Annotated in this window: 14 protein-coding genes; 9 read left to right on the forward strand and 5 right to left on the reverse strand. The window is 67.6% G+C overall.

Annotated features, from left to right (window positions below; all coding sequences use genetic code 11):
- Positions 1–24: 24 nt before the first annotated feature.
- From ACQY39_RS03305 to ACQY39_RS03325, 5 genes are read left to right on the forward strand one after another with little or no spacing between them, the layout of a single operon-like run.
- A complete protein-coding gene (locus ACQY39_RS03305) occupies positions 25–459 on the forward strand; it encodes a DUF1924 domain-containing protein (RefSeq protein WP_428503465.1) in 435 nt (144 codons plus the stop codon).
- A 16-nt stretch (positions 460–475) separates the two neighbouring features.
- Positions 476–934 carry a diheme cytochrome c gene (locus ACQY39_RS03310; protein WP_428503466.1) on the forward strand — a complete coding sequence of 153 codons (459 nt, stop codon included), beginning with the start codon at positions 476–478 and terminating at the stop codon, positions 932–934.
- The gene (locus tag ACQY39_RS03315) at positions 906–1658 is read left to right on the forward strand and encodes a cytochrome b/b6 domain-containing protein (protein WP_428503467.1); all 753 of its coding nucleotides are present in this window, start codon (positions 906–908) and stop codon (positions 1656–1658) included. Before ACQY39_RS03310 ends, ACQY39_RS03315 begins: the two co-directional genes overlap by 29 nt.
- Before the next feature lie 32 nt (positions 1659–1690).
- Positions 1691–2362 carry a winged helix-turn-helix domain-containing protein gene (locus ACQY39_RS03320; protein ID WP_428503468.1) on the forward strand — a complete coding sequence of 224 codons (672 nt, stop codon included), beginning with the start codon at positions 1691–1693 and terminating at the stop codon, positions 2360–2362.
- On the forward strand, positions 2359–3774 hold the full coding sequence (locus tag ACQY39_RS03325; RefSeq protein ID WP_428503469.1) for an ATP-binding protein: 1416 nt from the start codon (positions 2359–2361) through the stop codon (positions 3772–3774). Before ACQY39_RS03320 ends, ACQY39_RS03325 begins: the two co-directional genes overlap by 4 nt.
- Positions 3775–3811: 37 nt before the next feature.
- Here the strand turns inward: ACQY39_RS03325 and ACQY39_RS03330 are convergent, their stop codons facing one another.
- The 3 genes from ACQY39_RS03330 to ACQY39_RS03340 all read right to left on the reverse strand — a co-directional run bounded on the left by ACQY39_RS03330 (position 3812) and on the right by ACQY39_RS03340 (position 6059).
- Positions 3812–4681, reverse strand: a complete 870-nt coding sequence (locus ACQY39_RS03330; RefSeq protein WP_428503470.1) for a PEP-CTERM sorting domain-containing protein — start codon at positions 4679–4681, stop codon at positions 3812–3814.
- A 183-nt stretch (positions 4682–4864) separates the two neighbouring features.
- On the reverse strand, positions 4865–5347 hold the full coding sequence (locus ACQY39_RS03335) for a RidA family protein (RefSeq protein ID WP_428503471.1): 483 nt from the start codon (positions 5345–5347) through the stop codon (positions 4865–4867).
- A 55-nt stretch (positions 5348–5402) separates the two neighbouring features.
- A complete protein-coding gene (locus ACQY39_RS03340) occupies positions 5403–6059 on the reverse strand; it encodes a DNA alkylation repair protein (protein ID WP_428503472.1) in 657 nt (218 codons plus the stop codon).
- 1410 nt (positions 6060–7469) lie between these two features.
- Between ACQY39_RS03340 and ACQY39_RS03345 the strand changes: the two genes are divergently transcribed.
- From ACQY39_RS03345 to ACQY39_RS03360, 4 genes are all read left to right on the forward strand, one after another.
- On the forward strand, positions 7470–7820 hold the full coding sequence (locus ACQY39_RS03345) for a hypothetical protein (RefSeq protein WP_428503473.1): 351 nt from the start codon (positions 7470–7472) through the stop codon (positions 7818–7820).
- A 102-nt stretch (positions 7821–7922) separates the two neighbouring features.
- Positions 7923–8219, forward strand: coding sequence for a cupin domain-containing protein (locus ACQY39_RS03350; RefSeq protein ID WP_428503474.1), 297 nt, complete (start codon positions 7923–7925; stop codon positions 8217–8219).
- A gap of 77 nt (positions 8220–8296) precedes the next feature.
- Entirely contained in the window at positions 8297–8713 is a 417-nt protein-coding gene (locus ACQY39_RS03355) for an SRPBCC domain-containing protein (RefSeq protein WP_428503475.1), read from the forward strand.
- Positions 8714–8843: 130 nt separating this feature from the next.
- Positions 8844–9581 carry a hypothetical protein gene (locus ACQY39_RS03360; protein WP_428503476.1) on the forward strand — a complete coding sequence of 246 codons (738 nt, stop codon included), beginning with the start codon at positions 8844–8846 and terminating at the stop codon, positions 9579–9581.
- Between the two features lie 10 nt (positions 9582–9591).
- On the opposite strand, the gene ACQY39_RS03365 is transcribed toward ACQY39_RS03360, so the two are convergent.
- Together ACQY39_RS03365 and ACQY39_RS03370 are read right to left on the reverse strand one after the other, a co-directional pair.
- Entirely contained in the window at positions 9592–10287 is a 696-nt protein-coding gene (locus ACQY39_RS03365; RefSeq protein ID WP_428503477.1) for a general secretion pathway protein GspB, read from the reverse strand.
- 71 nt (positions 10288–10358) lie between these two features.
- A complete protein-coding gene (locus ACQY39_RS03370) occupies positions 10359–12044 on the reverse strand; it encodes an AAA family ATPase (RefSeq protein WP_428503478.1) in 1686 nt (561 codons plus the stop codon).
- Positions 12045–12070 lie beyond the last annotated feature (26 nt).

The following is a 12070-nucleotide window of genomic DNA, read 5'->3' on the forward strand; positions in this document are numbered from 1 at the left end:
GATGCATTGAACGAGGAATGCACCATGTCCCACGCTCCGAATCCCCAAGCAAGCCGCCTCTGGCCCGCCGCCGTTTTCAGCCTGCCGGCACTGGCTTTGGCGCTGAGCCTGCCTGTGCCCGCCCGGGCCGCCACGCCGGCCGAATTGCTGGACGGCTATGTGGCCGCCGCCCGCGCGCCGGCCGATGCCCGCCGCGGCCAGGCTTTTTTCACCCAGCGCCATGGCGGCGAGTGGAGCTGCGCTTCCTGCCACCAGGCTCTGCCCACCCAGGCGGGCAAGCATGCCGGCACCGGCAAGGAGATCGGCGCCCTGGCCCCGGCCTTCAACCCACGCCGCTTCAGCGAGCCGGCCAAGGTGGAGAAGTGGTTCCGCCGCAATTGCAAGGACGTGTTGGAACGCGAGTGCAGCGCCGGCGAGAAGGCCGATGTGCTGGCCTGGCTGATGACGCTGAAGCCCTGAGCCCGGAGGCCCACCCATGAAGACCCGCTTTCTTTTTCTTTGCCTGGCCCTGGCGCCAGCGCTGAGCCCGGCCGACGAAGGCCGGCACCTGAGCGTGCCGCTGCTGCCGGCCTACCAGCAGGAATGCGCGGCCTGCCACATCGCCTACCCGCCGGGCCTGCTGCCGGCGGCCTCCTGGCAGCGCATCAGCCAGAACCTGGCCAAACACTACGGCAGCGACGCCTCGCTGGACCCGGCCACGGTGGCCCAGCTGAGCCAGTGGCTGACGGCCCATGCCGGTAACGGCAAGCGCGCTCGGGAGGCACCGCCGGAAGACCGCATCACCCGCAGCGCCTGGTTCATCCGCGAGCACGACGAGGTGCCCGCCGCCACCTGGAAGCGCGCCTCCATCAAGAGCGCCGCCAACTGTGCCGCCTGCCATGGCGGCGCCGAGCAAGGAGATTTCAATGAACACCGCATCCGCATTCCCAAGTGAGAGCACACCGGCTGGCACGCCGGCTCCGCAGCGCCGTGTCATCGACGCGCCGACCCGCGTGCTGCACTGGCTGCTGGCCCTGAGCTTCAGCGGCGCCTACCTGACGGCCGAGAGCGAGCGCTGGCATCTGGTTCACATCACCCTCGGCTATACCGCCCTGGGCCTGGTGCTGGCCCGCCTGCTCTGGGCCCTCGTCGGGCCGCGGCGCGTGCGCGCCTCGGTCTGGACGGGCAAGCTGCGCGCCCTGCCCCAGCAGGCTCGCGCCTGGCTGGAGGGCAAGGGGCAGGTGCAGGCCAGCTTCCAGGCCCTCAATGCCTTGCTGATCGTCGCCATGCTGGCCACCGTGCTGCTGAGTGCTTTCAGCGGCGTGGTGCTGGAGCAGGAATGGTGGGGCACGCTGCTGGAAGATGTGATGGAAGAAGCCCATGAGCTGACGGGCAATCTCGTGCTGCTGCTGGTGCTGGCCCACCTGGGCCTGGTGCTGGGGGTCAGCCTGCTGCGGCGCCAGAACATGGCCCTGCCCATGATCAGCGGCAAGACCCCCGGGCGCGGCCCGGACCTGGTGCAGCGCAATCTGCTGCCCCTGGGCTTGGCCATCGTCGCCCTGGTGCTGGCTTTCTGGGCCTGGCAGTGGCAGCAAGCGCCCAGCGCCAGCCCGGACGGCAACACCCACGGCAGCAGCCTGCGCAAAGAACGCGCGGGCCACGATTCGGACGATGACTGAGGACGCCCGCAGCACGGCCGCAAAATAGCCCCATGCGCATCCTTCTTGCCGAAGACGACCCCCTGCTTGGCGACGGCCTGCGCGCCGGCCTGGGCCAGCAGGGTTTCCAGGTCGACTGGGTGCGCGACGGCCTGGCCGCCAGCCGCGAACTGCGCAGCGAGGCCTACGCCGCCGCCGTGCTCGACCTGGGCCTGCCGCTGCGCGATGGCTTCGAGGTGCTGAGCGAGCTGCGCGCGGCCGGCGTCAAAGTGCCGGTGCTGGTGCTGACGGCCCGCGATGCCGTGCCCGATCGCATCCGCGGCCTGGACCTGGGCGCTGACGACTATGTGCTCAAGCCGGTTGACCTGTTCGAGCTCGGTGCCCGCCTGCGCGCCCTGGTGCGGCGCGCCCATGGCCAGGCCCAGGAGCTGCTGCAGGCGCAGGACGTCTGCCTGGACCCGGGCGCGCGCACGGTCAGCCGCGCCGGCGAACCGGTGCCGTTGTCGACGCGCGAATTCGACCTGCTGCATGCCCTGATGCTGAGCGCCGGCCGCGTGCTCTCGCGCGAGCAGCTGGAGCAGCAGCTCTACGGCTGGGGCCAGGAGGTGGAGAGCAATGCCGTCGAAGTGCATGTCCACCACCTGCGCAAGAAGCTCGGCGCTGGCCTGATTCAAACCGTGCGCGGTGTCGGTTATGTATTGATGCGAAGCGGGCCCAGCGCATGAAGACGCTGCACAGGCTGCCGCCGCGCTCGCTGCAAGCCCGCCTGCTGGCCTTGGTGCTGAGCCTGGTGCTGCTGATCTGGGCGGCCGCCAGCGTCACGGTCTGGTTCGACGCACGCCATGAACTCGACGAGCTGCTGGATGCCCACCTGGCCCAGGCGGCGGCCCTGCTGGTGGCGCAGCAGCCGCGGCTGCTGGGGCATGAGAGCGACGATGACGAGAGCGATGGCGAGGGCGAGGCCGCGCAGGAAGAGGCCGCGCCCGAGCTGCACCGCTACGCGCCGCGCGTGGCCTTCCAGGTCTTCCACGAAGGCCGGCTGAGCCTGCGCTCGCGCAATGCGCCACTGCAGCCCATGGTGGGCGAGGAGCAGGGCTTTCGCACCGGCCTGCGCTCGGTGCAGATCGCCGGTGAGACCTGGCGGGTGTTTGCCAGCCATGGTGCCGAACGCGATGTGCAGGTCTATGTGGCCGAGCAGCAGCGCTCGCGTGGCGAAATCCTGATGGCCTTGCTGCGCGGGGCTTTCGGCGCCCTGCTGCTGGCCCTGCCCTTGCTGGCGGCCACGGTCTGGTGGGCGGTGCGCCGCGGCACCCGGCCGCTGCGCGAACTGAGCCGCACGCTGGCGCAGCGCGCGCCGGACGCGCTGGAGCCCGTGCAGCTGCGCGACACGCCCAGCGAGATGGAAGGCTTGCTGCTGGCCCTGAATCAGCTGCTGCAGCGCAGCCAGGCCATGATGGCGGCCGAGCGCCGCTTCACCGCCGACGCCGCCCATGAGCTGCGCACCCCGATTGCCGCCATCCGCGCCCAGGCGCAAGTGGCCCAGGGCGCCCTGCGCCAGCAGGACAGTGCGGGCCAAACAGCCGCCCTGCAGGCCACGCTGCAAGGCTGCGAGCGCGCCAGCCGCCTGGTCGAGCAGCTGCTCACCCTGGCGCGGCTGGAGCATGAAGGGCAGTGCCTGCTGCCGGGCCAGCCGGTCGACTTGGCCCTGCTGGCCCGCGAGGTGGCGGCCGAGCTGGCGCCGACGGCGCTGCAGCGCGGCCAGGACCTGAGCCTGGACTGCAGCGGCCCTTGCACGGTGCCGGGCAACCCGGCCCTGCTGGCCGTGCTGATCCGCAATCTGCTGGACAACGCCCTGCGTTACAGCCCCGACGGCGCCCGCATCGAGCTGCAGCTGCGCGGCGCGGCGGGCCAGGTCGAGCTGCAACTGGCCGACAGCGGCGCCGGCCTGGACGAGGCCCAGCTCGCGCGTTTGGGAGAACGTTTTTTCCGCGCCCTGGGCAGCGCGCAGCCAGGCAGCGGCCTGGGCTGGTCCATCGTGCGCCGCATTGCCGAAGCGCACCGGGCCCGCATCAGCGTTGGCAGCAGCGCCGCGTTGGGCGGGCTGGAAGTGCGTGTCAGCTGGGCGGCGCCGGGCTGATCAAGCGTGGCGCCGGCGCGGGCCGGCGTTCTTGCGCTTAGACGCTCGGGCGGCTGCGGCGGCGTGTGGCGGCCAGGGCCAGCAAGGCCATGCCGCTGAGTGCCCAGCTGGCCGGCTCGGGCACTCGGTTGCCGAAGACCTGGACGTTGACATCGCTGCGGAAAGCACCGCCGACGCAGCCGGCGTCCTGGCCGGTGCAGGCAAAGCCGGTGAAGTCGGCCGTGCCGGGAATGCTGTCGCTGAGCTTGAACTGGCGGTACTGACCGTCGGCGCCCGCCTGCGGCAAGCCGCTCAGGGCCGCGTTACTGGCATGGGCCACCGTGCCCAGGCCGCCTTCCAGGTCGATGCCGAACTGCACCAGGGTGTTGGACGCGTAGTGCAAGCCCAAGTTGTCGAAGTCCACGCGGTAAAGCGCACGCGGGCCCTCGGGGCTGTCAAAGGTGCTGCCATCGACATAGGCCACGCGGGTGGCGCTGATGCTGGGGCCGCTGCCCGGGGTGGCGTCGCTGCCGGCGCTCAGATTGGAGAAGGCCAGGCGCTGCATGCCATCGCCATCGGCATCGCCGATGTAGAAAGCCAAAGAACTGTAGAGGTCACCGAGAAAGCTGTCGGTGGCGCCGCCCACCACCCAGGTGCTGAGCTTGTTGATGTTCCAACCGAGCAGGTTGTCGCCCAGCTGGAAGTCGTCGCCCGCGAACTCGCGCGGCGCACCGACATTGACGGCCGTGTTGCTGCGCGGGCTGCCGGCCGGGCTGTTCAGGTTGGCCGTGGGCAGGCCGCGGTCCACCAGCAGCGTGGGCATGGCCAAGGCGCTGCCGACGCTGCCCAAGAACACACCAGCGGCGGCCAGGGCGGTGATGGCGAGGCGGCTGGGCATGGCGGCAGCAGCGGCAAACGTGTTCTTCATGGGGGCACTCCACTTTTTTCGTCAAAAAACAGCACCGAGGGCCACGCCTCAAGGGCAAGGCGCTGCGGCGACGGGTCTGCTGCGAGGGTATCGCCTGGGGCCGAGCTTGTCCCCCCTAGGACATGGGAAAACCCCGGCCAATTCGCTGCGGATCGCACCTCTGCCCCGTGGCGCGCCGCGGGGTCAGGTCTTGCCACCCAGGTTTGGGCGAAGCTCGACCGTGGCCTTGAGCGTCAGCGGCACCCCCTTGCGCAAGGAACACACGCCCACCACCGAGCGCACATGGCGGCCACAAGCCGGGCCGAACAGCTCCAGCAAAAGATCGGACGCCCCGTCCAGCACTTCGGCATGGGCCTCGAACTCGGGCACGGTGTTGAGCGAACCCTGCAGCTCGACGCACTGGGCCACCTCGTCGAGCGAGCCCAGCTCGGCCCGCAGCGCCGCGATCAGCTCCAACGCGGCCGAGCGCGCGAAGGCATAGCCCTGCTCGGCGCTGAACTCGCGCCCGAGCTTCCCCCGGGGCAAAACCCCGTCGACCGGCGACGGTGCCTTGCCCGACAGAAACAGCAAGGAGCCGCTGCGCAGCGCGGCGGCATAGCTGCCGGCGGGCGCGCTGCAGGGGGGCAGTTCCAGGCCCAACTCGGCCAGGCGTTGTTCGACGGTCATGGGGGTGATCTCGGGTGTAGGGGGAGTGAACGGGTGAACGGGTGAAGGGGCGAGTTCAGGCGGTGGGAGTAGTGTTGCGGACGGCATTCAGCTCGCGCCAGGCGTCGGAGCCGATCCAGCGCGCGCTGGGCTCGGGGCGCTCGCGCAGTCGATTGGCCACCGTCAGGGCCTGTGCTCGCAGCACCGGGTCGCGCTTGCCGATCTGGCGCAGCGCCCAGCTGACCGACTTCTTGACGAAATTGCGCGGGTCGGCCGCAGCGGCTTCGATCAAGGGGAACTGGGCGGCGAAGGCTGCATCCGCGTAGACCTTGCCATGCACGGCCAGCACCGCCAGCAGCGAAAACGCCGCCCGCTTGACGAACTCCGGCTCGGCCCCCGCCCAGGCTTCGATGCGCCCCCAGGCCAGCGGCGTGCGCCGAAAGGCATTGAGGCAGGCCTGGTCGCAGACATCCCAGGCTTGCATGCCCTGGGCCCAGTGGTCCATCTCGGCCGCGCTCAGACGCCCCGGATCGGCCAGCAAGGAGGCGAGGATTTGCGCATCCGGAATGCCGCTGTCCCAGAGCGCCAGCGCCAGCTCATGGTCGCGACCCAACTCCTTGCCAAGCGCGCGCAAGGTGGGCACGGCCAGACCCAGGCGGCTAGCCCCGGTCAGCCCGAAGCGCGCCATGCCGGCCAGCTGCTCGGGGCGCGCCTCGGCTTGCAAGCGAGCCAAGGCGGATTGGAGGCGCTGAGCGAGCGGGGGGCGGGATGGAGAGGAAGGAACGAGGCGGAGCTGGGGCATGGCGGGCTTGGCTTTGCTGGCTGGAGCTTGATCATGCATGGGAACTAGGAACTTGCGCATCCGCGAAAGAGCTTGCGCACAGGTGATGCGCTTGCAAGGCACAAAGGCGGAGATTGGGCAGCGTTGCCCGCGTCAATCCCATTTCAAATCCATCGCTTAGACTTCCGAGGCCGTTTGACGTTATGCCGCAGTCGCGGTGGGATGCGGCAACTAGCGCGCCGCACAAGCGAGCTGTTTCACCGGAGACATCAATTGCTCAAGTTTCTCGGCCGCTGCATTTTTTCCTTTTGGGCTCAGCCCTGGTCGCCGACGTCGCACTCCCGACACGCATTGAGAACCTGTTGGTGGAACAGCACACGAGCCAAACGCAGACGGCTCACCGCTCCACGCCAACTACAGACAGCATGTGGGCGGATACCAGCTACAAGCTCCACCTCAGCGGGGGCGTCCTTTCGTCTTGCTCGGTTGCTTACTCTACGTACTCAAAGCTCAAGGACGGTGACTCGATCGAGGTGCGATCAAGCAAGGTGTTCAGGACTTGCGTCCATATTGCTCGCAGGGAAGCAATCTTCGAATCCGATGGGCTCTGGAAGTGGATCACCCTGTTTTCTTGATTGCTGCTTCCTTTGGTTGGATCAAGAGCGACAGCGATGAGGGCGAGGGTTTCAGCATTCGGCTTTGAATGCTTGGGTTGGCATCGCTGCTACTTGCGGCTGACGTGTTTTGGTGAAGGTCTATTCAAACGAAAGGATTCATTTCTTATGCGCATCCCTATTTTGTTGACGCTGGTGACGTCGATCAGCGCTTGCGCTGTGCAACAGCCACCCCCGCTGAAGCCGAGCCCGCAACAGGCTGCTTTCTCCTTCTGCTCGGAATCACGCCGGGGCGAGTCTTTCTCTGGTCCATTGGCACCAGAAGCCGTTCCGCCTGAGGTATCCATCTTGGCCGAAGCTCGCTACCGAGACGAGCTGCGACAGGACCCACCGGGCGGTGCTTGGTATGGAGGGTCAGAGCGCTCGTATCTGTTCTGCAGCTATCGCCTGAATAGCCCGAAGGCTTGCGGCTCCGAGAAGCATTTCTATCGCCGAGCGGGCGACACGTGGGCGCCCGCCGAACATGACATGCTGACCTGTGGCTAGGGGAGTCTTACAGCATTCGCCGATGCACTAGAGGAAGCTGAGGGAGTCTCTGGCCCCCATGGCTTGCTGAGCGCCTGCCACGAACTCTGGACAGATCCATCGCTTAGATTTCCGGAGCCATACGACGTTATTCCGCTGTCGCTGCAGCGCACTGCCGAGGGTGTTTCAGAAACTCAGCTTGGCCTTCAGAAGACATCTGGCTATGAAGCTCCGCAACGACCTTCCTGACACGACGGCGTTTCCCAGGACCAAGCTGCTTTGGCCCTTGGTGGCGCCTGTTTCTGTCCTTGCTTTCGCCTTGGCTGCGGAGGGTGCCGGACATGCTTGGAATGTGCACGGCGACCTCATTGCGCTCATTCTTGTTTTCTCCGCAGCCCTGCTCATTGGGCTGATTTCCCTGCTCTTTGCACTGCCGCAGGCCATTCGCATGCTGTCGCACTATCCATCGCTTCGCACAGCCTCAAACCTGGTCTCCACGGGCCTGGCCCTTGCTTTCGTGGGGGTGGCGATGCTGCTGATCCTCTATGCCTTTTTCAAGGTCACTGCTTCATGAACCGCAAGGCCTATCTGAGGGCTGCAGCGAGCGCCTTCCGTTTCAAACGCCAATGGCAAGTCCTGACCCTTCGGGGTCTCACGCCATACCCCCACATCACCCATGAGCCCGATCAAACTTTCTCAAGAAGCCCATGACCTCCCACTTTCTTGGAGGTCCAAGGTGGTCGGCCATGCGGCTGGAGCCAACATCAAGGTCTTGCGCATGGACGCCTCCGCGTATCCGAATGAAGTGCATGACTTTGTCGAAGCCCTGCTCGTGATCGAAGGCCAGATGAACCTGGAGATCGAGGGCGAGACTATTTGCGTTCAGACGGGCGAGGTTTTCATGGTTCCCGCTGGTACACCACATGCCGTGGCCGCAGGAAGCCGAGGAACCCTGGTCATCATCGACCAGTGACGACCCAAACTGCTTGCTTTCCTTTGATCAGCCCCCCCCGACCTCAGGCTTAACCCTCACATCCATCGGAGCCCCCCATGAAAATCACCGTCTCCACCCTCGTCGCTGCCCCCTTGCCCGAGGTCTGGCTCGCCTACACCACGCCGGAGGACATCAAGGTCTGGAACACGGCCTCGCCGGATTGGCACACGACGGCGGCCACAGTGGACCTGCGGCCGGGCGGCAAGTTCGCCTCGCGCATGGAGGCTAAGGACGGCTCCTTCGGTTTCGACTTCGCGGGCGAGTACACGCAAGTCATTCCGCAGCAGCGGATCGAGTACCTGTTCGGCGACCGCAGCGGCATCGTTGAGTTCAGCGAGAGCGCCGCGGGCGTCCACGTCACTGTTATTTTTGACGGCGAAGACAGCCACTCGGAAGAACAACAGCGAACGGGCTGGCAGGCGATCCTGGACAACTTTGCGTGCCATGTGAAGGGCAAAGTCGCCAGCGAATAGGCATCGGCAGTGGGTGGGGTCAAGCGCTCAGAGGGCCTGGCCGCATACGCCCTACTTTGGGCACTCACCGGCCCCGATCTTTGCCGCCAGCCAGCCATGGAGAGAATGCATGCTTTGCCTGACACCGAACATGAGAGCTTTCGCGCTGATCACATGGACCCTGTGCGCCCTCACGTCCGTGCACGCACTCGAGCCTGAACGGCGGCCGCCAGCGGGCATGGTGGGCGTGGTGCGCTTGCCCGAGCTCTTTGGAGACCCTTGCGAGCGCATTCAGCACAAAGCGGTCAAGCTGTACTCGGCACCACGCACGACGACGCCCATCGGCACGATTGAAGTGACGCAGCCGGGGGTGCTTGACGAGTACGGCAGCTGCGGTGGGCTGGAAGTGGGTCTGCTCATGCGCGGTGGCCGCCCCGCTGAGGCCCTGGTGACGGTAGAGGCCAGCTATGAAGAGTACGCTGCCATCGTCATCGCCAAGTCGGGCCCTTGGTGCCAGCTGTATCGGCACTCGGGCTCCGCATGGATCCACGAGGAATGCGAATCTGGCTTCATCTCGATTGAGAAGCTCTTGGACAAGCAAATGCTCTATCTGCTGGAGGGCGCGATGGACCAGGCCCGCAGCCAGCCCGGCGGATCAGGCCCAAGGCCAGCGGCCCTGCTTGTTGCCGCTCACCACGACGAGCAGTCCCTGTCTGCACGCTTGCTGGGCCACAAAACTGTCGGCGGGCACACCTGGCTGCACTTGGAAGCGAGCTGGGTCAATGACTGCGAACGACGCCCGACACCAAAAGAGATGTTCAAGTTCTGGCTGCCTTTGCGTGATGCCAGCGGGCGACCGAACGTCTGGTTCCATGCGCGGGGCTGTTAGTGAGCGGACCCTACAGCGCCTGCCGGTAACGCTGCCCCTTGAAGCGAAGCACCAACTCGCGTTGGCCGATCTGCTCAAGCACATGGTCGGGGCCGAGCTTGGCGCCTTCGCGCATGACCTCGCCATTGGCGATCAGGAAGCGGCTGGCCGGGTCTTCGGAGTAGACGGAGCCGCTGATCGCCAGCTTGGGCAAGTCGCGGCGGATGCTCTCGGGCAGCTCGGCCAGGCGTGGGATGGGCGGCGCTTCCGCTGCAGCCGTGCCCGCGGGAGCGACGACCTGTGGCTTGGCCGGCGCGATCGGCAACGCAGCGATGGGCGACGGGGCGGTGAGCGGCGCTGTCGGCGCGGCCGCCGGGACGGATGAAGGCGGCGACACGGCGGGTGCGCCCGAGATCAGGGGCTGCGCTTGCGGTATCGGCACCGCTTCCGCGCGGCGCTCCGGCTGAAGCGCAGGCGCAGCATGCGACTGCGGCCTAACGGGAAAGTCCGCCGGTCTGCTGCTGGCCCACCAGCTGCCCGCGCCCACGCCAGCCAACACTAACAAGACGCCGCCACCGACCCAGGGCCACCAGCGGCGCGGGCTGACAGCAGCACCAGCCGCTGCAGCACCGCCCGCGGATGACTGGGCGTGCAAGCCCGGCACGTGGCCGCGCTCACGTTCGCGGTCGGCTTCGGCACGGCGCAGGGCGTCGAGGATGTAGGACATGGCGGCTCGGTTGATCGGTCTGGTTGTCGGTCGGTAGGTCGGTCTGTCTGTCGGGCTGTCGCCAGCTTCGTTCAGCGCGCCGGGTCCAGGCGCGGTTCGCTCACGCCGGCGGCCCGGTTGAGCTGCATCAGCGTGATCGGGCCGACGCGGCCGTCCGGCTGCAGGCCTTGGCTGGCCTGGAAGGCCTGGATGCGTGGGCTCAGCTCGGCCCAGTTGGGCGACGCTGCGGAGCTGGCCGGCACGGCGCTACCGGTCAGCGGGTCTAGATGGCTGGCCAGCCACTCGCGCAGCGGCCCGGGATTGACGGCGCGTTCGGCATAGCCCGGTGGTGCGCGCCAGAAGGTGCTGAACTCACCGCGCCAGGCAGTGGCCAGCTCCGCCAGCGCCAGCCGGCGCGGCCGGCCCTCCACCCACAGCGTCACATCCTGCCCATCCAGCCCCACCAGCGCGGCCAGGGCCGGTGGCTGGCCGCGGCGTTGCAGGGTCAGGAGTACGGGCCGGTCCATCAAGCGGATCAGGGACAGGCTGCCGCTCACGCTGCGGTAGCACTGCAGGCCTTGCAGCGCAGCCGCGTCGCAAGGTTTCGCCTCGTTCGGCGGCAACTGCAAACCCCAGCGCTGGGCCAGCGCGGCCCAAGCGGCGGCGTCCGAGGCGGTCCAGTCGGCCAGCTGCAGCGGCTCGGCAGCGGGTATCGCGGGCGGCTGCACGCTGCTGGCGGCTGAGGCTGGCGGCACAGTGGGCACAGCCGCTGAACTCGCTGCCGTCGCTGCGCTGGAGGCAGCAGGGGTCACCGTGGCCACGGCAGTTGCGGCGCCAGGCTTCCCGCGGCTTGCCTGCGATTGCATCTGCAGCGCCCAGCTCAGCCCTGCGCCGACCACAGCCACCGCCGTCAGCACGGCCAAGCCGCCACCCACCCGCCGCAGCCCGCGCCCCGGGGCCGCCGGTGGCGCGTCGAACACCTCGGCCGCGGCCTGGCGCACGATGGCCGGCGTGACCATGGCCTGGCTGCCCGCGTAAGCGCCCAGCAGCGCGCGATCGCATAGCAGGTTGATGCGACGCGGCACACCGCGGGTCAGGCGATGGACCCAGCGCAGAGCGGCGCGGTCCAGGGGCAGCGGGCCGCTGAGGCCGGCCACCTTCATGCGGTGCTGGATGTACTGGGCCGTTTCGGCCTCAGACAGGGCGCCCAGATGGAAGCGCGCAATCACGCGCTGCGCCAGTTGCTCCAGCTCCGGCCGGGCCAGCATGCCGCGCAGCTCGGGCTGGCCGATCAGCACCACCTGCAGCAGCTTGCGCGTGGCGGTTTCGAGATTGGTCAGCAGGCGCAGCTGCTCCAGTACATCGGCCGAGAGGTTCTGCGCCTCGTCGATGATCAAGACGTTGTTGCGGCCGGCCGCATGCTGGGCCAGCAAAAAGGCATTGAGCGGGTCGAGGTAGTCCTTGACCGTCTGCGCGCCCGCGGGCACCGGGACATGGAACTCGTCGCAAATGGCCTGCAGCAGCTCGCTGACGGTGAGCTTGGGGTTGAAGATGTAGGCGACGTTGCAGTTCGCGGGAATCTGCTCCAGGAAGCAGCGGCAGACCGTGGTCTTGCCGGCGCCGATTTCGCCGGTGAGCAGCACGAAGCCGCCGCCGCCGTCCAAGCCATAGAGCAGATGGGCCAGGGCCTCGCGGTGGCGCTCGCTCATGAACAGGTAATGGGGATCCGGCGCGATCGAAAACGGTGCTTGCTTCAGGCCGAAATAGGACGCGTACATGGGGCGGCAGGATAACCGCTGGCCCG

It is taken from the genome of Roseateles sp., assembly GCF_965262435.1.
Taxonomy (GTDB): Bacteria; Pseudomonadota; Gammaproteobacteria; order Burkholderiales; family Burkholderiaceae_C; genus Paucibacter_A.

Coding starts and splice junctions, on each gene's coding strand:
- ACQY39_RS03305 (WP_428503465.1), top strand. CDS start 25: ATGTCCCACGCTCCGAATCCCCAAGCAAGCCGCCTCTGGCCCGCCGCC.
- ACQY39_RS03310 (WP_428503466.1), top strand. CDS start 476: ATGAAGACCCGCTTTCTTTTTCTTTGCCTGGCCCTGGCGCCAGCGCTG.
- ACQY39_RS03315 (WP_428503467.1), top strand. CDS start 906: ATGAACACCGCATCCGCATTCCCAAGTGAGAGCACACCGGCTGGCACG.
- ACQY39_RS03320 (WP_428503468.1), top strand. CDS start 1,691: ATGCGCATCCTTCTTGCCGAAGACGACCCCCTGCTTGGCGACGGCCTG.
- ACQY39_RS03325 (WP_428503469.1), top strand. CDS start 2,359: ATGAAGACGCTGCACAGGCTGCCGCCGCGCTCGCTGCAAGCCCGCCTG.
- ACQY39_RS03330 (WP_428503470.1), bottom strand. CDS start 4,681: ATGAAGAACACGTTTGCCGCTGCTGCCGCCATGCCCAGCCGCCTCGCC.
- ACQY39_RS03335 (WP_428503471.1), bottom strand. CDS start 5,347: ATGACCGTCGAACAACGCCTGGCCGAGTTGGGCCTGGAACTGCCCCCC.
- ACQY39_RS03345 (WP_428503473.1), top strand. CDS start 7,470: ATGAAGCTCCGCAACGACCTTCCTGACACGACGGCGTTTCCCAGGACC.
- ACQY39_RS03350 (WP_428503474.1), top strand. CDS start 7,923: ATGAGCCCGATCAAACTTTCTCAAGAAGCCCATGACCTCCCACTTTCT.
- ACQY39_RS03355 (WP_428503475.1), top strand. CDS start 8,297: ATGAAAATCACCGTCTCCACCCTCGTCGCTGCCCCCTTGCCCGAGGTC.
- ACQY39_RS03360 (WP_428503476.1), top strand. CDS start 8,844: ATGAGAGCTTTCGCGCTGATCACATGGACCCTGTGCGCCCTCACGTCC.
- ACQY39_RS03365 (WP_428503477.1), bottom strand. CDS start 10,287: ATGTCCTACATCCTCGACGCCCTGCGCCGTGCCGAAGCCGACCGCGAA.
- ACQY39_RS03370 (WP_428503478.1), bottom strand. CDS start 12,044: ATGTACGCGTCCTATTTCGGCCTGAAGCAAGCACCGTTTTCGATCGCG.